This window comes from Maribacter sp. Hel_I_7, assembly GCF_000688315.1.
In the GTDB taxonomy this organism is placed as follows: domain Bacteria; phylum Bacteroidota; class Bacteroidia; order Flavobacteriales; family Flavobacteriaceae; genus Maribacter; species Maribacter stanieri.
Genome location: NZ_JHZW01000003.1, coordinates 945,913 through 967,619, shown reverse-complemented (window position 1 = coordinate 967,619; position 21,707 = coordinate 945,913). Strand labels below are relative to the sequence as shown.

Annotated in this window: 18 protein-coding genes; 7 read left to right on the top strand and 11 right to left on the bottom strand. The window is 35.5% G+C overall.

Annotated features, from left to right (window positions below):
* Positions 1 to 4: 4 nt before the first annotated feature.
* From P178_RS0115835 to P178_RS0115815, 5 genes are all read left to right on the top strand, one after another.
* Positions 5 to 640, top strand: coding sequence for a thiamine phosphate synthase (locus P178_RS0115835; RefSeq protein ID WP_027067132.1), 636 nt, complete (start codon positions 5 to 7; stop codon positions 638 to 640).
* Positions 641 to 661: 21 nt separating this feature from the next.
* The gene (gene thiE, locus P178_RS0115830; RefSeq protein ID WP_027067131.1) at positions 662 to 1,315 is read left to right on the top strand and encodes a thiamine phosphate synthase; all 654 of its coding nucleotides are present in this window, start codon (positions 662 to 664) and stop codon (positions 1,313 to 1,315) included.
* Position 1,316: 1 nt separating this feature from the next.
* A complete protein-coding gene (locus tag P178_RS0115825) occupies positions 1,317 to 2,081 on the top strand; it encodes a thiazole synthase (RefSeq protein WP_027067130.1) in 765 nt (254 codons plus the stop codon).
* A gap of 6 nt (positions 2,082 to 2,087) precedes the next feature.
* Positions 2,088 to 3,203 (top strand): 2-iminoacetate synthase ThiH, encoded by a 1,116-nt coding sequence (gene thiH / locus P178_RS0115820; RefSeq protein WP_027067129.1) that lies wholly within the window; start codon positions 2,088 to 2,090, stop codon positions 3,201 to 3,203.
* A 369-nt stretch (positions 3,204 to 3,572) separates the two neighbouring features.
* Positions 3,573 to 4,604 carry an AAA family ATPase gene (locus tag P178_RS0115815; RefSeq protein WP_027067128.1) on the top strand — a complete coding sequence of 344 codons (1,032 nt, stop codon included), beginning with the start codon at positions 3,573 to 3,575 and terminating at the stop codon, positions 4,602 to 4,604.
* On the opposite strand, the gene P178_RS0115810 is transcribed toward P178_RS0115815, so the two are convergent.
* Positions 4,601 to 7,030: a S8 family serine peptidase gene (locus P178_RS0115810; RefSeq protein WP_027067127.1), complete on the bottom strand. Its 2,430-nt coding sequence runs from the start codon at positions 7,028 to 7,030 to the stop codon at positions 4,601 to 4,603. The genes P178_RS0115815 and P178_RS0115810 overlap by 4 nt on opposite strands.
* 538 nt (positions 7,031 to 7,568) lie before the next feature.
* Between P178_RS0115810 and P178_RS0115800 the strand changes: the two genes are divergently transcribed.
* Positions 7,569 to 8,213, top strand: a complete 645-nt coding sequence (locus P178_RS0115800; protein ID WP_036147446.1) for a thiamine phosphate synthase — start codon at positions 7,569 to 7,571, stop codon at positions 8,211 to 8,213.
* A gap of 57 nt (positions 8,214 to 8,270) precedes the next feature.
* Here the strand turns inward: P178_RS0115800 and P178_RS0115795 are convergent, their stop codons facing one another.
* The 5 genes from P178_RS0115795 to P178_RS0115775 form a co-directional block, all read right to left on the bottom strand.
* Positions 8,271 to 9,050, bottom strand: a complete 780-nt coding sequence (locus P178_RS0115795; protein WP_027067125.1) for a hypothetical protein — start codon at positions 9,048 to 9,050, stop codon at positions 8,271 to 8,273.
* Positions 9,051 to 9,154: 104 nt separating this feature from the next.
* A complete protein-coding gene (locus P178_RS0115790) occupies positions 9,155 to 10,042 on the bottom strand; it encodes a hypothetical protein (protein ID WP_155941661.1) in 888 nt (295 codons plus the stop codon).
* Between the two features lie 433 nt (positions 10,043 to 10,475).
* Positions 10,476 to 11,744: a purine-cytosine permease family protein gene (locus P178_RS0115785; RefSeq protein WP_027067123.1), complete on the bottom strand. Its 1,269-nt coding sequence runs from the start codon at positions 11,742 to 11,744 to the stop codon at positions 10,476 to 10,478.
* Positions 11,737 to 12,771 (bottom strand): hypothetical protein, encoded by a 1,035-nt coding sequence (locus tag P178_RS0115780; protein WP_155941660.1) that lies wholly within the window; start codon positions 12,769 to 12,771, stop codon positions 11,737 to 11,739. Before P178_RS0115780 ends, P178_RS0115785 begins: the two co-directional genes overlap by 8 nt.
* Positions 12,772 to 12,854: 83 nt before the next feature.
* Positions 12,855 to 15,209: a TonB-dependent receptor gene (locus tag P178_RS0115775; RefSeq protein WP_027067121.1), complete on the bottom strand. Its 2,355-nt coding sequence runs from the start codon at positions 15,207 to 15,209 to the stop codon at positions 12,855 to 12,857.
* 109 nt (positions 15,210 to 15,318) lie between these two features.
* Here P178_RS0115775 and P178_RS0115770 point away from each other — a divergent pair, with 109 nt between their 5' ends.
* The gene (locus tag P178_RS0115770) at positions 15,319 to 16,545 is read left to right on the top strand and encodes a hypothetical protein (RefSeq protein ID WP_027067120.1); all 1,227 of its coding nucleotides are present in this window, start codon (positions 15,319 to 15,321) and stop codon (positions 16,543 to 16,545) included.
* A 103-nt stretch (positions 16,546 to 16,648) separates the two neighbouring features.
* Here the strand turns inward: P178_RS0115770 and P178_RS22235 are convergent, their stop codons facing one another.
* The 5 genes from P178_RS22235 to P178_RS0115745 form a co-directional block, all read right to left on the bottom strand.
* Positions 16,649 to 17,386 (bottom strand): DUF5995 family protein, encoded by a 738-nt coding sequence (locus tag P178_RS22235; protein WP_262493294.1) that lies wholly within the window; start codon positions 17,384 to 17,386, stop codon positions 16,649 to 16,651.
* 59 nt (positions 17,387 to 17,445) lie between these two features.
* Entirely contained in the window at positions 17,446 to 18,882 is a 1,437-nt protein-coding gene (locus tag P178_RS0115760; RefSeq protein WP_027067119.1) for an amidohydrolase family protein, read from the bottom strand.
* Positions 18,883 to 18,999: 117 nt separating this feature from the next.
* The gene (locus P178_RS0115755) at positions 19,000 to 20,391 is read right to left on the bottom strand and encodes an FAD-binding oxidoreductase (protein WP_027067118.1); all 1,392 of its coding nucleotides are present in this window, start codon (positions 20,389 to 20,391) and stop codon (positions 19,000 to 19,002) included.
* A gap of 44 nt (positions 20,392 to 20,435) precedes the next feature.
* A complete protein-coding gene (locus P178_RS0115750) occupies positions 20,436 to 20,933 on the bottom strand; it encodes a YybH family protein (protein ID WP_027067117.1) in 498 nt (165 codons plus the stop codon).
* Between the two features lie 231 nt (positions 20,934 to 21,164).
* Complete coding sequence (locus tag P178_RS0115745; protein ID WP_027067116.1) at positions 21,165 to 21,668, bottom strand: YybH family protein; 504 nt, start codon at positions 21,666 to 21,668, stop codon at positions 21,165 to 21,167.
* Positions 21,669 to 21,707: the final 39 nt, after the last annotated feature.

Sequence of the window (21,707 nt, the reverse complement as noted above, 5' to 3'; positions counted from 1 at the left end):
AAAAATGATCGTATTAATAGCACCAGAAAATGATATCCCTAACGAAATTGAAATACTTCATCAGTTATTTCAACAAGGTTTGGCATATTATCATTTGAGAAAACCATTTAAAGACTATCAAGAACATTGCAATTATTTAAATGCGATCGACACCAAATATCATAATAGAATTGTAGTTCACCTTTTTCATGAGTTGATCAATGCATATGATTTAAAAGGCGTGCATTTTCAAGAGCAAAAAAGAATAGACCATATTGATAATCCTGGTCAGTATTTCAAACGTTTAGATATGTACGGTAAGACTATAAGTTCTTCTTTTCATGATCCAGAGGTATTAGAAGATTGTGAATTTGAATTTGACTATCATTTACTGAGTCCCGTGTTTTCTTCCATCTCTAAACAAGGATATGAAGGAAAAGGTTTCGACGTCAAACTTAGTGAAAAGTTAATCGTGGGCATGGGCGGAATAACCGATAAAAATGTACGACAAACACTAAAGCTCGGTTTTAAAGGTATTGGTGTCTTAGGTGGCGTTTGGAATATGGAAAACCCTGTTGAAAGCTTTGTAGCCTTGAAAAAACAATATGAAGCGGCATGGATTGAAGAGAAGAAAACTTCAAATAGAAATAGCATGAATTAAGCTTTTAAGTAAAGAATCTAAATGATACCAACATTACATTATATATCACAAGGCAGTACACCACAAGAACACTTAGAAAATATTCAGAAAGCGTGTTCTTCTGGTGCGGAATTGGTGCAACTGCGTTTAAAAAACCAGTCAGAAAAAGTAGTACTTGAAACCGCACAACAAGCACGAAAAATAACATCAAAGTTTCAGGTACTATTAATCATTAACGATCACTATAAAATTGCCGCTGCAGTAAAAGCAGATGGTGTGCATTTAGGTAAATTAGACTCCTGCCCTACTAAAGCAAGAAAAGAGCTGGCGTCTTGGCAACTCATTGGTGGCACCGCCAACACATTGGAGGATTGTAAAACTCTGATCCATAAAAAAGTAGATTATATAGGTCTGGGTCCTTTTAGGTTTACGAAGACCAAAAAGAATTTGAGTCCCGTATTGGGCATGAACGGTTACTTGACCATACTCGAAGAACTCAAAACAGAATTGCCTGTAATTGCCATAGGCGGTATTGTTATAGATGATGTTTCAGAACTAATGAAAACAGGTATTCATGGTATCGCAGTTTCTGGTGAAATAACGCGCAATTTTAATAGCATTCCAGATTTTAAGAAACGCATCAATGGTGGCGAAATAGTAGAAGAACGTTGGATATCCGAAGACAAAAGAAAATAAGATGTTACAGATAGCAGATAAGAAGTTTAGCTCAAGGTTGTTTACGGGAACGGGAAAATTTAGCTCGTCGCAAGTAATGAAAGAAGCCATACTGGCATCAGAGAGTGAATTGGTGACCGTGGCCTTAAAACGGGTAGATGTTGGTGATGCTCAAGATGATATATTAAGCCATTTAAATCATAATCGCATTAATTTATTACCCAACACATCGGGAGTTCGTACTGCAAAGGAAGCTGTTTTTGCTGCTCAATTATCTCGTGAAGCGTTAGCGACCAATTGGGTGAAATTAGAAATACATCCCGATCCAAAATATCTGCTTCCCGATCCCATAGAAACGCTAAAGGCTGCCGAAGAATTAGTTAAACTAGGTTTTGTGGTTATGCCCTATATACATGCTGATCCCGTTCTGTGTAAACGATTAGAGGAAGTTGGTGTGCAGTGTGTAATGCCTTTAGGTGCGCCTATAGGAAGTAATAAAGGATTAAGAACACAAGAATTTTTAGAGATTATTATTGATCAAAGCAATGTCCCTGTTATTGTAGATGCCGGTATTGGAGCTCCTTCACATGCAGCCTTTGCAATGGAGCTTGGTGCAGATGCCGTGTTGGTAAATACGGCCATAGCCGTTTCTCAAAACCCTGTAGCAATGGGCAAAGCATTTAAAATGGCGGTAGCAGCGGGCAGAATGGCTTTTGAAGCGAAACTGGCACCTATAGTGCATAAAAAAGCCGAAGCAAGTAGTCCCTTAACTAGTTTTTTGAATTAGAAGATTATGAGCAGTTTCAAAACCCTATTCGATACCTACAATTGGAACGATACCTTAGCCAGTATTTTTTCTAAAACAGAGCAAGATGTGTTACGCGCATTAAATAACACAAAACGAGATTTAGAGGACTTTAAAGCTTTAATATCGCCTGCAGCCAAACCGTACTTGGAGCAAATGGCGCAATTGAGTCGCCAGCTCACCAAGAAACGCTTTGGGAATACCATACAAATGTATTCGCCCATGTATTTAAGTAACGAATGCCAGAACATTTGTACCTACTGCGGTTTTAGCATGACCAATAAAATTCCGCGTAGAACCTTGACCGACGCTGAAATTTTAAAAGAAGTAGCGTATATAAAATCTAAAGGCTATGACCATATTTTATTGGTTACAGGCGAAGCCAATAAAACCGTTGGTGTAGATTACTTCAATAATGCCTTGCAGTTAATTCGTTCTAAATTTTCAAATATCACTATAGAGGTACAACCCTTATTGCAAGATGAATATGAGCTGTTAATTGAAAATGGCTTGTATGCCGTTTTGGTATATCAAGAAACCTACCATAGAGAGGAGTATAAAAAGCACCACCCAAAAGGCAAGAAATCTAATTTCGATTTTCGATTGGATACTCCTGACCGATTGGGCAAAGCCGGAATTCACAAAATTGGATTGGGCGCATTATTTGGATTAGAAGATTGGCGTGCAGATAGCTTCTTTACAGCATTACATTTAAAGTATTTACAAAAGACGTACTGGAAGACGAAGTACTCCATATCGTTTCCTAGATTAAGACCCCATTCAGGAGGATTGGAACCAAAGGTTGAAATGACCGACCCAGATTTGGTGCAACTCATCTGTGCCTTTAGGTTATTAGATGAAGATGTAGAACTCTCCATGTCTACACGTGAAAGTGAGCTGTTCAGGAATAATATTGTGAATTTGGGCATTACCTCTATAAGTGCGGAGTCTAAAACCAACCCTGGTGGGTATGCCGTAGCACCAGAATCTTTAGAGCAATTTGAAATATCAGACGAAAGACCAACAGAAGACATAACTGCCATGTTAAAAAGTAAAGGTCTAGATGTTGTTTGGAAAGATTGGGCTAATAATTGGCAATACTAGGTATTCAATTTAATTTACTCTTTTTAGAGTCTATTTGACATGTAAAGTTTTGCGCAAAAAAAGTCTCTGAATACCAATTAGCTGTTAACTAATTAAGGTATACAGAGACGCTCTGTAAGAAGTAAACTTATTTTTCCAATTTCTGCCTTATGATGAAAAATAAGTCTGTAATAAAATGCTACTATTATTTATATAAACGATTGTTTATAGATGAATTACTTTTTTGGAACAATGCTTAATTAGCTATAATTGTGATTTATATTTATAATTTTTTATAATAATCTATTAATGAAATACTTATATTGGTATATAATATATTTAAAACCTTATTCAAGTTTGTTACCTTTACATAAAATTTAAAAGAATAAATTGAGGCAATTTGATTACATAAAAGAAATAGCAAAGTATGGTCTTGAAAATGACCAAGAAAGTCTATTGACAGTAATTAATGAGCTTGTTGAACATTCTAAAAAGACTAAAAAGGTGAATTTTGCAATTCAATTGCAATCTATTATTAAAGAGTCAATGCGTCAACAAAGTGCGAATAGCTTAACAAAAGTAGGCTCAGATTCATATCAGCAACGTCAGGATGATCGTGACTTGCATGATCTAATTCTAGAAAAAATAACTTCAGATTATTCTTTAGAAAACATTGTTGCTGATGATGTGGTAATGGGAGAATTAAAACATTTCATTGAAGAGCACGAAAAAATTGAATTACTACAAAACTTCAAACTTCCAGTTTCTAACAAACTATTATTACATGGACCATCTGGTTGTGGAAAAACATTAGCTTCTTATATCATTGCAGGAGAATTAAAAAAAATGATGGTTGTTGTTAATTTAGGAGCAATAGTTTCTTCTAAATTGGGTGAAACTAGTAAAAATCTTTCAAAGATATTTAGGAAGGCAGCACTTGAAGACTGTATTATCTTTATTGATGAATTTGATAGTTTAGGAAAGGTACGTGATTACAGTCAAGATCATGGAGAAATGAAACGTGTGGTTAATACCATACTTCAGTTATTTGATTATTTACCTCAAAGTAGTATTGTAATTGCTGCGACTAATCAGAAGGAAATGCTAGACTCTGCGTTAACAAGAAGATTTGATAGTATCATAGGTTTTTCATTACCAAATACTGAACAAATTAAAAATCTTGTTGAGTTAACATTAAGCAAGAGCGGTTTTATATTAAGTAATAAAAGAGAAGGAACAAAGATTATGAAACTGTGTGAAGGTTTATCTTACTACAGCATTCAAAAAACGCTTATTACTGCCTTAAAGCGTAGTTTATTCAAGCAAAGTAATAAAGATGTAAAATCCATTACTAAAATTGATAGTCAAATTTGGAAAGCTCTTGTGATTGCAGAAAAAAAATCTCTTGAGATTACCTCTTAAACTTCTCCTTCCAAATCTGCTTCAGCTTCGGCTACATTAATAACTTCAACATTGTTTATTGCTCTTAATTCGTCATATAGACGACCTGTATTTGCTCTTACCGTTTCTTCAATATTAAGAACTAGTGAGAAATTAAATTCTGTTGGGTAATTCTCAATCTGGGATGCCATAATTTGATTTGACAATAGAGCTTGTACAGCTAATTTAAAAGTTTTTCCTTCACTTCGCAGTTGTGCAACATCAACATTAAATTCAATTTTTTGAACATTACTATAAGGTGCTGGAGTAGATTTGTCTCTTGCAGATTGAGACCAGCTTAATGTGGTGCGCAACTTTGAATTTAGCACTCGTTGTACTCGGTTAATATCATCTGAAGAATGATTCTTGAAAATACTAAATGCCATATGTACAGGACAATATGTTAATTGATTGTGCTGTAAGGGTAAAAAACTAAAGCATAATGTAGCTGTTATTTTAAGTACCCGATTAGTCTTACCAAGACTTGTTGAAATTAGGTAGTCAGGAAAGTTTACAGGATATATCTTTTGTTCACCGCTTTGGATACTGTCTTCCAATATCATTGTTGCGCTATTCTCATCTGAAAAAATAGTCTTATCAGCATCAATAAGTCCGTAGCCAGAAGTTCTATTTAGTAAAGGTTTGTTTACATCTGGATATACTATGTTTTTTAAAGATGCTCCATTAATTATCAAGGCTTTTAATGTTTGTGATTTTAAATCTGGATAAACAATTTTAAGTTTTGCAGCAAGATTAGCCGTCAGTGGTGCTGCTAGACTTGTACCTACTTGTTTTGTATATCCTAAAGCTGGGTTGGATGATAATACAGACATAGCTGCATTATCCATAAAATCTATTGTGGTAGGATTGTAGAATCCATAATCTCCACCACCTTCGATAACATCTGGTTTAAAAAGATTTTTATTACTTTTCTTAACAGAATATATGGCAGTAAGATCAATATGATCTGTTCTAGAATAGATAGCAGGAAATTCTTTACCTGATGCGATACCGTTAAACACACCATCATATAAACCATCTGCGGCTGCGCCTACAGTCATATTATTCATTGAGTCAGCTGGCGTATTTAAGTTAGTATGTTCATTATTGAAATAATTTAAGTCATAATCAACATTTTCATTCATTGCTTGAATATTATTCCCAATACTAATAAAAATTAGGCTATCAGTTTCGTATGCAAATTTATCCAGTTCGTATGTGTAATTAGAGAACGCTTCGTTCGTTCTCTTATGAGTTTTATAACAAATTGTTAAGACGAAAATACTTAATTGAGGGTATTTTTCTTTCGCTTTATAAAGCAACTCAATCACCTTTTTTTCAGAAAGATAGCCATCACCACTGCCGATTAATTTAATAGATAGCAACTTAGCGTCTGCGGTTATTTCACCTTCAAAGTTATTACTATGATTGTGTCTTCCTAATGCTGCTAATGCTGCTACCATTGTACCGTGCCCATCATTACCACAATCATCAATTAATGGATTACCATCTAATGTAAAAGTATCATCTCGTAGCGTAATACTGGTTAGTGGAGTTTGCATACTTATTCCAGTATCCAATATTCCAATTAAAGGAAGTTCCTCATTTGCATTCGCTATTTCAAAACCGAAATCTCTACTAGGAATATTATAAACACCTGGTCGTACAACTCCAGAAAGGGAAGACGTTATGCTCTCTATGACATCAAAATTTTGCGCAATAGCAATAAGCTCATCTAGTGTAGCATCATAAAGCTCTAATCTATGTGTTTCTCTATTAATTTCGTATGAAATTTGATGAAGTGTTAAGTAAGATTCTAGCGCATCAAGAATACCTTTTTCAATTACTGGACTAGCTGGTAGTTCAATTGTCTTAAGCACAACTACGTTTCCTATGTTTTCTGCACTTACTTGTAAAACATCACTTAACGTAAGAAGCTTAAAATTTTTCACAAAAATTACATTCTTATTAAAATCAGTTTCTGTATTGTCATCTAAACCTCTATTGATTAAGCCTTCTATACTAGAAATAAATACCTGAAATTTATCTCGATCTGCAATAGAAAATAACGCTGTTCTATTAAAATTGGTGAAGCTTACACCTTCGAGTCCAAAAGTATTGTACCATATACTGTAGTACTTCTCTAAATGAAACTGTCCCATAAAGTCTACTTCTAAATAATCTACATCAAAAGGAACATCAATTGTCTCATCTTTTACAGCTGCTTTTACTTCTAAGTCACTCCGATAAGATCTTAAATCTTCCCGAAACGTTCTAGCCATAAATATATAATTTGGCTCTATATTGGCTTCATCTTCATTTTCTCCAAAACCGTAATTAAACTTTACTTGTCCAGATTCTTCTAGCTGTTTATCTGCATTTATTCGTAAATGGTTTTTGATTGGCATCTTTAACTTTTAGTATTTAATTTAAAGCTAACTAAGTTAACTATCATTCTATTAATTGGTATGAAATTTTATCAGAAGTATAATAGGTTGTTTTATGCTGATAAGTTTTCTGTTTTATTAAAAGATTATTTTTCTTCTTTTAGTCTTTGACAAAATTTACAAGCTTCAGCAATTTTCTTCGTTTTTGACTTTAAACTCTAACTAATAAATGTATCGAGTTACCAAAGTTATTTGTTACGGGTTTCCGTAATCATTAAAAATAATGTTGTAACCCCTATTAACATAGACTTTTAATCTTAATAAATTACGAGTCATGTGACAAGAAAGTTTACAACCCTCCCTACGTCTAAAACACAGAAGTGCTTATCACAACCACAATTAGACGAAACCTATGAATTCTATTTTCCATGATGGGCAATTAGCGGTACAAAAAATAGCCGGTGAAGAAGACATTGCCATACAAAAAAATTAAATTACACAATACATCCGTAACTTTGCCAACTCAAATACCACAACATTTACATCAGAAAATATGGACATGATTATCCCTAAACTACATTACAAACCAAAAGGAAACTCACCAATAGAGGTTTTGGAAAATATACAAAAGGCGTGTACTTCGGGTATAGAATTGGTACAGTTAGGTTTAGTAGATGTATCGGAAAAGAAGTTTTTAAAAATAGCCGAAGAAGCTAGGGAGATCACTTCTCATTTTCAGACGCGGTTGATCATTGAGAATCAGTTTAAGATTGCACATACCATTAAAGCAGATGGTGTTGTATTAGATAAAACAGCTACCGCCCCTACCGAGGTACGAAAACTGCTATACACTTGGCAAATGATTGGTGGTACGGCAAACACCTTACAAGACGCAGAAACACTGTTAGCCAAAGAAGTTGATTATATCAATTTAGGTCCTTTTAAAGGCAATACTAACGAAGAAGATTTGAGTCCGGTTTTGGGTTTAAATGGGTACATGTTACTAGTAGAAGCTTTAAAAACCGAAACCCCAATTATTGCTTTTGGTGGTATTACTACGGCAGATGTGAAAGGGTTACTAGAAGCAGGTGTATCTGGCATAGCGGTATCGGAAGAAATTACTAGCAATTTTGATAGTATAAAGACATTTCACCAATTACTACAAGCATCTTCGACTGCAGAACAACGACATACTTTTGAATAAAAAATAGCGCTAAAAAGCGCTATGGTATATGTTTATGATAAAGAAAGTTATACGAAATTACATAACAGTACCATTGTCTAACCAGCGTTGTAATAAGGCATCATTATGAGAAATGGCTACGAGATGGAATTTGGTAAAACGATTAAAAACGCGTGATTCTTTAAGAGTTTCCATACAAACCGATACTGGGTTGAGATAGTTGGAGTGTATTAAGAAAAGTTCGCCCTCACGTTTTAAAAGATAGCCCACATGTCCCTCATCAAAACCTATAAAATAAAGTCCCTCTTGGGTTAAGGTATCTATCTCTTCAAATGCTTTTTCATGGGTTTCTTGTTCCACTTGGGTAATTTCCGAACCACAACTGATCATTTTAGCCTCGTCTATGGGCAATTTTTGAGCTAATTTATAACGGTTGATATTAATTCCCATATCTCGCAGAGTGGTTGATATAAAATAACCACATGCAATTTTACCTTCATTAGGCGTAGCAGTATGTCCGCCAAAACTCCACGGAGTACCATACCAGTGCGGTATAATTTTATCTACCAGTTGATCGGCAAAAGCTGTTTTAATATGATCAATAGAAATAGTACCTGCCCGTAAATCTTTTTTTAAACGCAAACGCAGTTGATGGGCATCTTCTTTAGTACTGGCATAAGAATCAGCGATAGAATCTGATGCTATGTTGAGCACAAGTGTTTTTTCTTCCTTAAAATTAGTTGATTTCGATACAGGTAAAGTTCTTACAGCAGCAGTGCTATGATGCATCACCCTATTTGTTTTAGGTGATATATCATTAGAAAAGCCTAAAGAAAGAAGTATCGAAAATAGAAACATAGGTTACAATAGATTTAGGGATAAGATACTATTATTAGAACGTATTAGTACTGAGTAAATTACATATAAAAAGTTAAAGTTTTATGATGCTTTTTATGCGTTGGCTAAACACTTAGGTTCACTGCCCACCAGACATCATAATCTCTAGGCACTAGTGGTCTGTAACTCTGAAAACCTTGATCCGCAATCCGGAGTCCGGTAATTACACCTTTGTCATCACGTACATAGCTTATGAAAATAAACGAATGTCCGTATGGATCTAGTTTTACAACATCGGCACCCTGTACCACCTCTATATAATCTTCTTTATACCGCCAGACTTGCATAAGGGCACCCGGTTTTAATTTTCCGCCCCAAATACCGGTAGAATCAACTAAAGTACCCATACCGGCGTAGGTAATAGCACCCGCATTACCTTTGCCCCTATATTTTTCGGGAAGGCTTTGCCAGCTTTTATCTGGTTTAGAAGCAGTCACATAAAGCAAGTTAAATACCTGTTTAGAAGTATATGTAGCCGTAGCCATACTATCGGGCAAATCTTGATAAGGCAAATGACCGTGCACTTCTTTGTATCCCTTTTCAAACCGAGTTTTACTTACGGTAAGGCAATGTCCGCCAGGCTCTTTAATTTCGCTATTCAGATAATTTTGAACAATTCTATACGCTACGGGACTATCGCTATTAAAGTTGACCTCCTCAGAACTACTACTTAGTTGAGTATTACTATGCTCTTGTAGAAGCGAATCTTTATGATGGATCGTTGATTCTGTTTGGCTTGGTGTTAGACTGATGTATGAATGATCATCTAAACCCAAATTTTGAATAAAAGGCTTTGCCTTATCAGTACCGTTTTGAGTTTGTATGATAGTAGGTTCGGCATTAGAACTGTTTGTGTGCTGATTGTTTGTTTTGGTAGATGTACAACCCAAAAAGATAAAAACAATATAGAGATATGATTTCTTTAGCAACATTTTAAATGGGATGTGCTTCATATGACAAGCTTGTATACGCGTTTTATTGATTTAACCAGCTAAATTTCCTAGCTGTTTATTGGTGTGCTTTTATAAACTAGCACCAGTATAAAGGTAACATAATTACGCCCTTATATCAAGTGAAACGGTTTCAATGCTGGATGAACCAATACTAATTTGACGCTGTTATTTTAGTCCTAATATTCGCCTAAAAGTACGTATCTCACAGGTATAAAATTTGATAAGGATTTTCTGAAGGTTGAATTTTTTAGCTACTGTATTCATGATGTTTGTTTATGCTATTAGTATAGCAATAAGTCATATTATCACACAAATCAGCAAATAAATCAATCTCACGTATGAATAGGTGTTTAATAATTTGGCTGAGAAGTACTTGCTAAGAATACTTTTAACTGAAGAAGAACGCCGTTTTTTTAAGAATATCTAGTTGTAACTACTGGGCAGGTTTAAAAATCGCTTTCCACTGAAATGCTAAATAGATTACGGCACCAAGTAGAAAAGAATCAAGGAAATAAGCCCCTGTAATCTGAAAAACTTCTAAATAGGTAAACACACTAATCAATGAGCTTAACACCCAGCTAATTAGAGCAGAGGGTTCCCACTTGGCTATGTCGTCTAAGTTATAGCGCTGTCTTTTAATCCAAAAGAAATGAATAAAATAAATGGAAGAAATAGAGGGTGCCAAAATGCCCAAAAATTCCAGAAATTCGAAAAGATAGGTAGCAAAACCGAACAATGCTAAAAGGGTGCCAAATATGCTAGATACGATAACCACGTTTTTAAAGGTCCATTTTTTATTAATGGTTGAAAAGGTTAAGCTAGCCGAATACAAGTTGGTTGCATTGGTGCTCCATGTGGAAATAAACAACAGTAAAAAGGCAGGGATTACCATGTTGAATTCCTCCATTATTTTAATAATATCTACTTCGCCCGTTTGTATAGAGGGTACGGCACTAAGAAAATAAGCCAACGGCGTACCAATTGTTAAACCTAATACCGAAGCCAAACTTTGCTTGTCTGTTTTAACGAATCTAGAGAAATCTGCCATTAAAACGGGGAACAATATAGCGGCACCCACCAAAATAGAGGTAGCCTTAAAAAGTGTCATACTGTTTTCTTCAGGTACAAAGTCAAAAAGTGATGAGAAACTTTCTAATTCCGCAACAGATAAATAAAAGATATATCCTAGAAAAGCAGTTAAAATAGGTATCGATATATTAGCCACTTTTTCAATGCTACGGATACCGTATACCGTGGTAAAGGTTATGAATAGACTGGTTACAATAATGATAAGCTCTTTTGATACGGAAAAGCTAAAGGTACTTACTGCGGTATCGAATATGGCTATAGCCAATAGTTCTAATGCAACGGCAAACCAACCGACCAAAGTAACACCAAAGATAAAATTGACAATTTTGGCACCGTATTCTCCAAAACTAAAATGAAGAATCATGTAAGTGGATAACCTAGAGCGATTACCAATTAAAGTGGTAGCCATACACATAAGTGTCAATACCAGTGTAGAAATACCAAATGCGATCAGGGCTTTTTCAAAACCTAAGCTTAAGGCAATTTCAGAGCCCAAGAACAAGGTTGAAACCGAGAGTCCGGTACTTGCAATTATCAGTGCAACAACCCAAACGGAAACGAAGTCTTTGGGCTGTACTTTGGTTGTTGCGTATTGATCTTCGGTGCTAGACATTTGTGGCGCTTAATAAGCTCTCTGCTAAAGGTCTTAATTCTTCATGACATACTTCGCCATTATCGGTAATTTGTATGTCATCAAAATAAATACTGGTTTTGGCAACAACACCATCAAAATGCGATTTTGCCATTTGTCCGAAAGGTGGCATATCCATAGCACTAGTATGTCCGAAGCCAAAATCTACACCGCCCCATATTCGTTCGTCTTCTACCAACTCGCCCGTAATTGCATGTACTTTGGGGTTTAAGCCTAGCATATTATGTGAGATTTTATACATATTTTCATCATCCCATGAAGAAAGGTATTCCTTGAATTGGACAGCGCCCTCCCCTACTACTTCAGTGATTACACCGTCTTTCATTACAAATTCTACTTTGTTATAAAGCTCTGCATGCTGTAAATAATCGAACACAATACGACCATTCATACTATTTAGTTTAGGCACAATATTCACAAAACCTGGAGCCGTACCAAATTTTGGCATGGAGAAATCACCGTCATCATAATCAAACGTATAATTAGTATCTATATCGTAAGAAACATCAGTTCCGTTTGTACTGGTAATACGAACTGTTTTACATTTTTGTGCCATGTTGGTCAACGGTAGCAATAGCTTTTTTAAATCGGCAATTTTATAGCCTGTAAATACCCTATCAAGGGAATCTATAGTGCTTTCTGCAATAATCAAATAGCGAAGCTTTTTATTATCCCTCATGGCAGTTTCCCAAATATCTGAATATAGAATAACGACAGAATTTGCCTCGATCCAAACATCAGCTTTAAGCAATGCAGCCGTTAACGCTTCTGAAGGCCAATCTACCATACCCGCCTGACCATCTTTTTTTGCCTGTGGAATATACATGACCAATGGAAATGCACCTGCGTTCATTGCAGCTTGAGCCATGGCGTCTATTGTTTCTCTATCTGTTCCTAGATCAGAAGTAATGGCTACGGTTTCCCCGGCTTTTACTTGAAACATATCTTCCATTAGTATTCTTGAAAATCGAGCTCTTTTAGTCTCCATAATAATTTTTTAAACATAGAATGATAAGGGCATCATAAAACGATGCCCATGATAATCTCTATTAGTTAATGGTTTGGATTTTTTTAGAACTTTACAGAAATGGCTGTTCCAACAGTTAACGGTTGCCCTCTCCAAGCAACATCATCTGGGCTACCTACAAATTCTCCAGGAGAAAATTCTTGGTAGTATGCTTTATCCGTAAGGTTTTTACCCCATAACTCTAGCTTCCAGTTTTTGTATGAAAGTCCTAAACGAGCATCTAAAAGAGAATATGCATCGGTAGTAAAAGCATCTCTATTACTTTCATGCCAGTACGTTTTACCTGTAGTATCTAAGTTTAAGAATCCATTAAATTTTAAATCGTCCGTAATGTTTACACTAGATTCTAAACCAACTGCGAAAGTACTTACAGGTACAAATGGTGTTTTTTGACCATCATAGGCAGAGTTGTTGGTAAACGTACCATCATCGCCTCCAGTAGATCCACCTTCTATAATTTTAGCATCTGTAATACCTACGTTGGCAAATACATCTAAGAAATTAGATAACCTAGCTCTAGATTCTAGCTCAAAGCCAAAAACTTCACTTTTGTCATAATTGTATACACCCGCAATAAAGGTGGTTAAGTCCAAAATATATTGTTGTTGGTTGTTTAGCTTAGAATAGAAAACAGAACCGTTTAAAATAAAGCGATCATTCCAAGATGTTGTTTTAAATCCTAATTCATAATTGTCTGATGTTTCATCTTCAAAATCTCTGTTAAACAAATCAGTTGGTTGTGCATTAAAACCACCATTTCTGTAGCCACGACCGTAGTTGGTGTATACCAATACATTTTTATTCACTTGGTATGACAATGAGACTTTAGGCTGAATTTCGCTATTGTCTCTTTCTGAATTGGTAACGAACAATACATCATCTTGTGTAAACTTGTCCATATCTAAACGGAAACCGGCAGATAAGGTCAATTTGTCTGTCAGTTTATAATCTCCAAATCCGAATAAGGCAATTGTCTCGGTTTCGTTGATATAGTCTGCTGTATCGTAAGCATCAGGTCCGCCAAAATCAACACCTGTAGTTCCATTTTGATAGAAATCCTTTTCTATTCTTTGATAGAATCCTCCTAAACTCCAATCGAACTTGGTGTCTGTTTTAGCATTGTTTATTCTAATCTCTTGATTAAAAGTTTTAGTGGTGATTTCTTCACCCTGCGTTAATCCATCCAGCTCCAAGAAATCTAAATCTCCGTTTGTAGAACGATCTACTTTATTGATAGAAGTAATACTCTGTAACTTAACACCTGTAAGGTTGTAATCCATTTTTAAGGTTCCGTAATTGTTGGTCATTTTAGAAGTCCCTAATACATCGGAGAAAATTACATTATTACCATCTGCAGGATTTGGATCTAGAATACCGCCAGTAAACTCCCCATCAGTTCCCGTTGGGTTAACAGAGTAATAGGTAGCACCACCATCTATATTAAAATATTGGTAAGAACCTGTAATAGAAAAGTTAGATGATAATTTCGCTTTTAATTGACCTCTTACATTAATATCTTCTCTAAAATCAACTTTCTCATCTAAAAATTCATTGGTTAACAATCCATCAAAATCTTTGTATTGAGTAGAAAAGCGATAGAACAATTTGTCTTTGGCGATTGCACCGGAAGAAATAAACTGTGCTTGTTTAAAGCCACCGTTACCAACACCAAGTTTTATTTGATTGCTCATTTTATTGGTAGGGTCTTTAGTGTAAATATTTACGGCACCGCCAATAGCATTTTTACCGTAAAGTGCACCTTGTGGACCTTTTACCACTTCTACCAAGGCTAAATCATATAAGTCTTGACTAAGTAAACTAGGATCCGGAATGGTAACCCCGTCAATAACAAAAGCCAAAGGAGCATCACCTCCCCTTACCTGTGGAATACCACGAACCGTAATAAAGTTTAAACCTATAGATTGTGAAGAATTAAACTTTAAGTTAGGTACTAGCGTAGAGAATGAACTTATATCTGTAATACCGGCACTTTCAATACCTTCTGCATTTAAAGCCGTTACCGACTCTGCAGTGGTTTGTATAGATTCGGTTCGTTTTCTAGATTTTCCCATGATACCCGCGAAACCTTGTACGGTAACACCTGTAAGCGATACAGCGGTTTCTGCTAATTCGATATCCAATTGAGATTGTCCTGAAACGGTTACTTCTTGAGTTTCATATCCTATATATGAAATGGATAACACAGCTTCATTAGATGAGACCGTAATCTCAAAATTTCCATTGAAATCTGAAATTACACCAGTAGTTGTTCCTTTTTCGCTAATACTAGCTCCAGGTAATGGTTCACTGTTTTGATCTGTTATTTTACCAGTTACCAAGGTTTGTGAAAAGCCAATGGTAGAAACCAGAAAACAAATAAGTACGAGTAAGTTTTTCATGTTCAGTTATATTAATTTGTTTGCTAAATGTAGAAACACATGTATTAATTATGATTAATTCTGAATACTAAAAATATTTTTAATAATTTTATTGTTAAAATAGGAATTTATGATAATTGCTTCAGGTTCATTGGTTTTAACATCGGAATATTTTAAAATTCTTATTGATAAGATACATGATGAGTTTATTAAAAAACATGGTCTTAAACAATTACCAAAAACATTTCAACTCTATGGCTATGGGGCTTTTGATGAAAATAAACCAAGTTTAAAAAGTGATTTTGAGGCATTAGGGTCCGAGTTTATTAATGGCAAGTATCTATATGATAAGTTTAGAGATTTTGAAAAGGGTAAACCATTAATAAAATTGAATCATTATTATAAAACCATCATCTTACTTTTTTTAGGATATAAAGATTACGGAACATTTTTAGAGAAACATAAACCATCTGAAGATGAACATGAAAAGCAACTAACCTTACTTAAAAGTAATGATGAGGATATTACGTATTACTACATTAACTACTACTTTGGCGAGGATAATACCATTTTAAAAGGGCAAAGTATCATTTCAAAAAACTGGAAAAAGATTCAGCATATATTTATGTATCCCCTAGAAGACGGTACCATGAGAGAATATTATAGTCATGGAAATATAAAACGCCAAGGAGATACCCTTACCATTAAAACCAATACCCTCTCCGGAGATAGATATATTGATGGCGCCAGTGAGATTTATTACTTGGGGCATAGAGCACCATCAAATATAAATTACTTGATAGGCACCTATTGCACCTTTGATTTGTTTACGAATACCGTTGCCGGCAGGGCTATTTTAGAGAAATGTGAGACTAAACAAGAAATGGAGCAAAAATCTAAAGACCCTAATATACCACCATATATTGCTATGGAAATAAGGAACAAGCGTATTGTAAACCCGAGCGTAGTGCCTAGGCACGCTTTAGAATTGTCAGGTAATAGTCCGTATGCATCGCTATATGGTAAAATACCGGGAACGTATAATGTAACTTTTGATTTTGCGGATGGATTTAAAGAGAAACTGAAATTTAAAATTCTACCATCCAATTATGAAATAGTTACTCTAACGGAAAATGTATACATAGAAAAGGACCGTATAGAATTACTGAATAAAGGATCTGTAATTAATTTCAGGTTTAATTTTTCTGGAATTATAGCGCTTGAGCGGGTCAATATTTATTTCAAAAGTTACTATTTAAAGAACAATAGTAGAAATCAAGAAGGTGTTTTTAGTGGTATAGATAATGAGAATAGATTGGTGAACGGGTCTTTAAATGTTGATTTTACTGAGGCTTGATTTCCGTTTTGGACATTTAATTTAGTTAATACTGCCTTATGTTGAAACTATGGCAACACATCTTTTGAAGGGTATTTTTAAAATTGCCAATCCATACACATGTTTATTCTCGTCTCAACTTAGAAATTACCACACCTACATTTTTTTCTTCGAATCGTGCTATAAAACTAAGCATGTAATCAATAATTTTAGATTTAGGCGCTTTTATGAATTGACCTAAACTTAGCACTACTAAATCCATTTGGTCTATTGCGCCATTTTGGTGTTCACTACCTAAACCCCAAAGTAAATTACCGTTATGCCATGACAGTTCTCTTGCTTTTTGCATGCTAAAATTGATAATTTTTTCATCTGTATTTTTACCTGCAAGGTCTAATAAGAACAGCATACTAGATACGCGGCTAAGTCGGTCTTGCATTTCGTTTACAATGCTAGCGAGAATACTATTTACTTTAGTAAAATCATTTTCAATTTCTAATATATCCTTGCCATGCATTTCAGCACTTACAGCTAATCCTAAATCGAGATTGATATGCGTATTTATACCCAACATTATATGCTGTAGAATGGTCATCGGTTCATTTCTATTTTGAAATGCAAATGCCCAAGATTTACTAATAGGGATATTATTTATATAACCGTTATAGGCATCTAAGTAATAGTTAGCGAAAGCCACATCGAATTTTTCCATACGCTCATTATCCTCAAAGTTTTTTAGTTGTACTTCTTTAAGAATTTGGGCAGTTACCCGTCTATATAAATAAGCGAAATAACCAATACGGTCGTTATTCGCAATAGCATCGTCAATAATGCTATCTAGTTGCTCTAGTACTTCTGGTATGGTGGTGGCTCTTTTAATGGTAATGCTCTTTATGAGATTAAGTTCAATGTAAAGGAAATTTACTGTTCGCCGTTATTTAGCTCTTTTAAATTGGATAATAAATCATCTAAATCTTGTTTGGAGAAGGATTGTCCTTGTCTGATGAGCATAAAAATATCGCTAGTTGCTGCTATATCCTCTAGCGGATTTGAATTTAAAAGAAGCAAATCCGCCTTCTTACCATTCTCTACAGAGCCATATTGGTCTAGAAGTCCGAAGAATTTAGGTCCGTTGATCACAGAGGTTTGAAGTGCCTCTAGCGGAGTTAATCCCGCATTCACAAATATCTTTAGCTCTTCGTGCAAAGCAGAGCCTGGGTAAATGTAAGAGTTTAAGAATCCTGCATCGGTACCGGCAATAATATCCATTCCCGAAGATTTTATGATCGGAATCAATGACACTAGTTTATTGTATCGCTCTTTACGTGCCTCTATTTCTTCTTCGTTGGCTTTATTCGCTCTTTGAACCCGCCAATCGTACGTTTTTATCAATCCTTTTCCTAAATACTGCAATTGCTCATCTGCTAAGTGATTGTCCTCATCTAGAAAAGAAGTAATTCGGGTTCCAATCAATGTAGGTACAACGGCAGTACTACTACCTTTTAATTCTTTGTAAATAGACAATGCATATTGGTCATTAAAGGAATCGTAAAGTGCTTTGTTTGCCGATGCGTAATCGAGCTCCTTTAATTTGTACTTTTCTATGATAGCCGACTCTTGAGGGGAACCTGCTTTCAGCATATATGACATATGTTCTACGGTACTCATTCCCTGTGCGGCAAGATCAGTAGCTTTTAAACTAAAAGGAATATGCCCAGACACTTTATACCCACGTTCGTGTGCTTTTTTTACGGCTAGCTCAAAAAGCTCGGGAGAAAGTGTATTATCAGTAATCTTTACAAAATCTGCTTGAACCGTTTCAAGAGAGTCTAAGGCAAGTTCTAATCCTGCTTCATCACCAATCTCTTGATCACCTGGCCAGATGGAATTGATACCTTCTATTTTTGGTCCTGATGAAAAAATATTCGGCCCTAAAAGTGAACCTTTATTAACCTCAGCTTTCCATTCAAAAACAGCGGGACTAATATCTGCCGAGCAATCACGAACAGTAGTTACTCCGTTGGCGATATATAGTGGTAATAAATTCTTGTTTTCTGTAATAAGGCTGTCGCCACCTCCAAAATGCACATGCATATCCCAAAGACCAGGAATCACGAACTTTCCGCTGGCATTTACCTTTTTCTTGGCCTTCCAAATTTTTGCACCTTCATCATCTAAAATAGCAGCAATGGAATCCCCTATTACGGCAATACTCTGATTCTCGCTCAAGTTCCCAGAATAGGTGTCAATTACGGTTACCGATTGCAGCACCAAATCATAATTTATTTCCTTTTTAGAATTACAGGAAATTATAAATAGCGTACATAGCCCAGATAATAAAAAGTAATTAATTTTCATGCGTAAGGTTTATAACGAAAATAACTAATTTGTATAGACAGAATAAGCATATTTTAAACAAATAACCCTGTGTGTAATCGCACAGGGTCATTGTTGTATTTTAAGTGTGTTTATATGCTAAGACTTTGGAACAATATTCTGATTTACGCTAAAAAAATTATTGGGGTCGTAGGTGTTTTTAATTCTAACCAACCTATTGTAGTTGTGCCTATAACTAGCCTTTATACGATCTTGACCTTCTTCCATCATAAAATTAGAATATGCACCACCCGCGGAATATGGGTGTAAAGCTTCTTGATATTCCTTACTCCATTTGGTAATTTTATCGGCATTCTTTGGGTCTGGATCTACTCCAATATAAACACCTGCATATTTAGCATCTCTATATGCCCAAGGAGTATCTTCTGCTCCTACGCTACTAGCTGCACCAGTTAAAGGGTACAAATGCATTTGTGATAAAGGCGTTGGAATCTTGGAACCATATTTTAAATGTTGGGCGCGTACCTCAGGACCTAAACCGTTGAAGAAATCTGCTCTCCAATACCATTGCAGTCCTGGCGGTAAAAGTCCGTCGAACATACTCTGTAATGCAGGAAATGGCATTTCGCCTACGTGTGCAAAAACAGGATTTAAATCTAAGACAGGTTTGAATAAAGCATCGAAATTATCTGGGTCACCAACGTAGCACCAAACAATACCGCAGAACTTCTTGTTGTGCAAATGTTCTGGAAACGGAGATTCAGGTATCACCATAGTAGCTATAAATCCGTTAAGGTCTTCTGAAGCTTCATGGATAAAGGTATTGTACCATTCCATAACTTCTTCTACCTGTTCAATAGGCCATAAGGTAGGTCCACCAATAACCGTTTTTAATTCATGTGCTTGAAATGTAAAAGTAGTAACCACCCCAAAATTTCCACCACCACCACGTATAGCCCAAAATAAATCGATATTCTCAGTAGCATTTACGGTTACAAAAGAACCATCTGCCAATACCATATCCGCTTCTAACAAATTATCAATGGTAAGTCCGTATTTACGGGTGAGGTAACCAACACCTCCGCCAAGTGTTAATCCCCCTACTCCGGTAGTAGAAATCATACCAGAAGGAATAGCTAAACCATGCTCGTGAATTGCAGCATCTACCTCGTTCCATATATTTCCGCCACCTACTTTTACCCTATTGGTAGAAGAGTCTACCTCAACGAATTTTAATCCGGACAAATCAATAACCAATCCGTCATTACACAAGCCCAAACCCGCACCATTATGTCCGCCACCACGTATGGCTACCAGTATATTATTATCTCTTCCAAAATTTACGGATGCGATAACATCTTCTACGGTTTTACACATGGCGAATACGCCTGGGCGTTTATCAATCATGGCATTGTATACTTGCCGAGTATCATCATAATTTTCATCTGACGGTAATACTAGACTGCCTTTTAATTTAGTGGCAAAGGCATTTATGGTTTGGGCGGAGAGGTCTATAATTGATTTTTTCATGTTTCAATGTATTGATTAAAATGTTTAAAATGAGATCGTTAGTTTTATTTTAAAGGAGAATGGTGTTCGTGGACCATTTTCCAACCGTCAGTTGTATTCACGAACAATAATGTAATTTGATCATTAACCACAACAAGGTCTTCACCAAACTTGAGTTGAAAATCTGAATGGAAGGTTAAGTTGGCAACTTCCCCGTAAACGGCAATTTTTAAATCGTTAGCATCGAATTTGACTACTTCGGTTACGGAACCGAATACATTACGCTCATGAGCTTCATTGGCAGCACCACCATTGTGAGGTTCTCCATTTTTGAATTCGGTAAACTTAGGACTGTAGGCATGAAAGGAGATAAGTTTATCCATATCACCATCTTTAATACTTTGTGCTATGGCACCAAAGGTTTCTAAAACTTCTTGTTTTGCCTCAGGAAACTCATTGTTTATAAGGTCTGTGTCAGATTCAACTTCAATTGTTTTGGTGAACCCGGTAAGTACTATTCCTGTAAAAATTAATAGCGCTGTAAATGTTAATTTTGATTTCATGATAATATATTTTAAAAGTTTATAGTTAAGAATAGGCAATGCGATTCTTCTCCAAAAAGCACAGGACTGTTAGAACTGTATATGGGGAACAATGCAATATTTAATCTAAAATGTGTGTATTGATACCAGGTTAACCTAGTATACTTTTAGGGGAAGTTTGAAAACCAAATGTTTTCTTATGTATTAAATATACTGTAAAATATCTGCTGGGCGTACCCTAAAGGTCTTGTATTAACCTAAGTTTAAAGGAGAATGATGTTCGTGCACCATTTTCCATCCATCATCGATATTTACAAATAACAAGGTAATCTGGTCATTAATAATTACGAGGTCATCGCCAAATTTAAGGTGAAAGTCTGAATGAAAGGTTAAGTTGGCAACGTCTCCATACACCGCAATCTGTAAATCTTTAGCATCGAACTTTACTACTTCGGTTACGGAACCAAAAACGGTACGTTCATGATTTTCATTTGCTGCACTTCCATTACGAGGCTCTCCGTTTTTAAATTCGGTAAACTTAGTACTGTAGGCATGAAAGGAAATCAGTTTGTCCATGTCGCCATCTTTAATACTTTGTGCAATGGCACCAAAGGTTTCCATGACCTCTTGTTTCTCGTCTGGGAACTCCTCAGCAATTAAGTCGATAGCCACAATGGGATTTTCAACTTTTTTTTCGCAACTGGTAAATACTAAGCCAATTGCCATGATGTACGCTACTGTTAAATTTGTTTTCATCTTGTAGATATTTAAATTGTTCAAGACAAAAGTAGAATG

Bases quoted from the DNA above. Each gene is read 5' to 3' on its own strand.
- P178_RS0115750 (WP_027067117.1), bottom strand. From the start codon at position 20,933: ATGAAATCAAAATTAACATTTACAGCGCTATTAATTTTTACAGGAATA.
- thiE (WP_027067131.1), top strand. From the start codon at position 662: ATGATACCAACATTACATTATATATCACAAGGCAGTACACCACAAGAA.
- P178_RS0115785 (WP_027067123.1), bottom strand. From the start codon at position 11,744: ATGTCTAGCACCGAAGATCAATACGCAACAACCAAAGTACAGCCCAAA.
- P178_RS0115825 (WP_027067130.1), top strand. From the start codon at position 1,317: ATGTTACAGATAGCAGATAAGAAGTTTAGCTCAAGGTTGTTTACGGGA.
- P178_RS0115780 (WP_155941660.1), bottom strand. From the start codon at position 12,771: ATGGAGACTAAAAGAGCTCGATTTTCAAGAATACTAATGGAAGATATG.
- P178_RS0115835 (WP_027067132.1), top strand. From the start codon at position 5: ATGATCGTATTAATAGCACCAGAAAATGATATCCCTAACGAAATTGAA.
- P178_RS0115810 (WP_027067127.1), bottom strand. From the start codon at position 7,030: ATGCCAATCAAAAACCATTTACGAATAAATGCAGATAAACAGCTAGAA.
- P178_RS0115800 (WP_036147446.1), top strand. From the start codon at position 7,569: ATGATTATCCCTAAACTACATTACAAACCAAAAGGAAACTCACCAATA.
- P178_RS0115775 (WP_027067121.1), bottom strand. From the start codon at position 15,209: ATGAAAAACTTACTCGTACTTATTTGTTTTCTGGTTTCTACCATTGGC.
- P178_RS0115770 (WP_027067120.1), top strand. From the start codon at position 15,319: ATGATAATTGCTTCAGGTTCATTGGTTTTAACATCGGAATATTTTAAA.
- thiH (WP_027067129.1), top strand. From the start codon at position 2,088: ATGAGCAGTTTCAAAACCCTATTCGATACCTACAATTGGAACGATACC.
- P178_RS0115790 (WP_155941661.1), bottom strand. From the start codon at position 10,042: ATGAAGCACATCCCATTTAAAATGTTGCTAAAGAAATCATATCTCTAT.
- P178_RS0115760 (WP_027067119.1), bottom strand. From the start codon at position 18,882: ATGAAAATTAATTACTTTTTATTATCTGGGCTATGTACGCTATTTATA.
- P178_RS0115795 (WP_027067125.1), bottom strand. From the start codon at position 9,050: ATGTTTCTATTTTCGATACTTCTTTCTTTAGGCTTTTCTAATGATATA.
- P178_RS0115745 (WP_027067116.1), bottom strand. From the start codon at position 21,668: ATGAAAACAAATTTAACAGTAGCGTACATCATGGCAATTGGCTTAGTA.
- P178_RS0115755 (WP_027067118.1), bottom strand. From the start codon at position 20,391: ATGAAAAAATCAATTATAGACCTCTCCGCCCAAACCATAAATGCCTTT.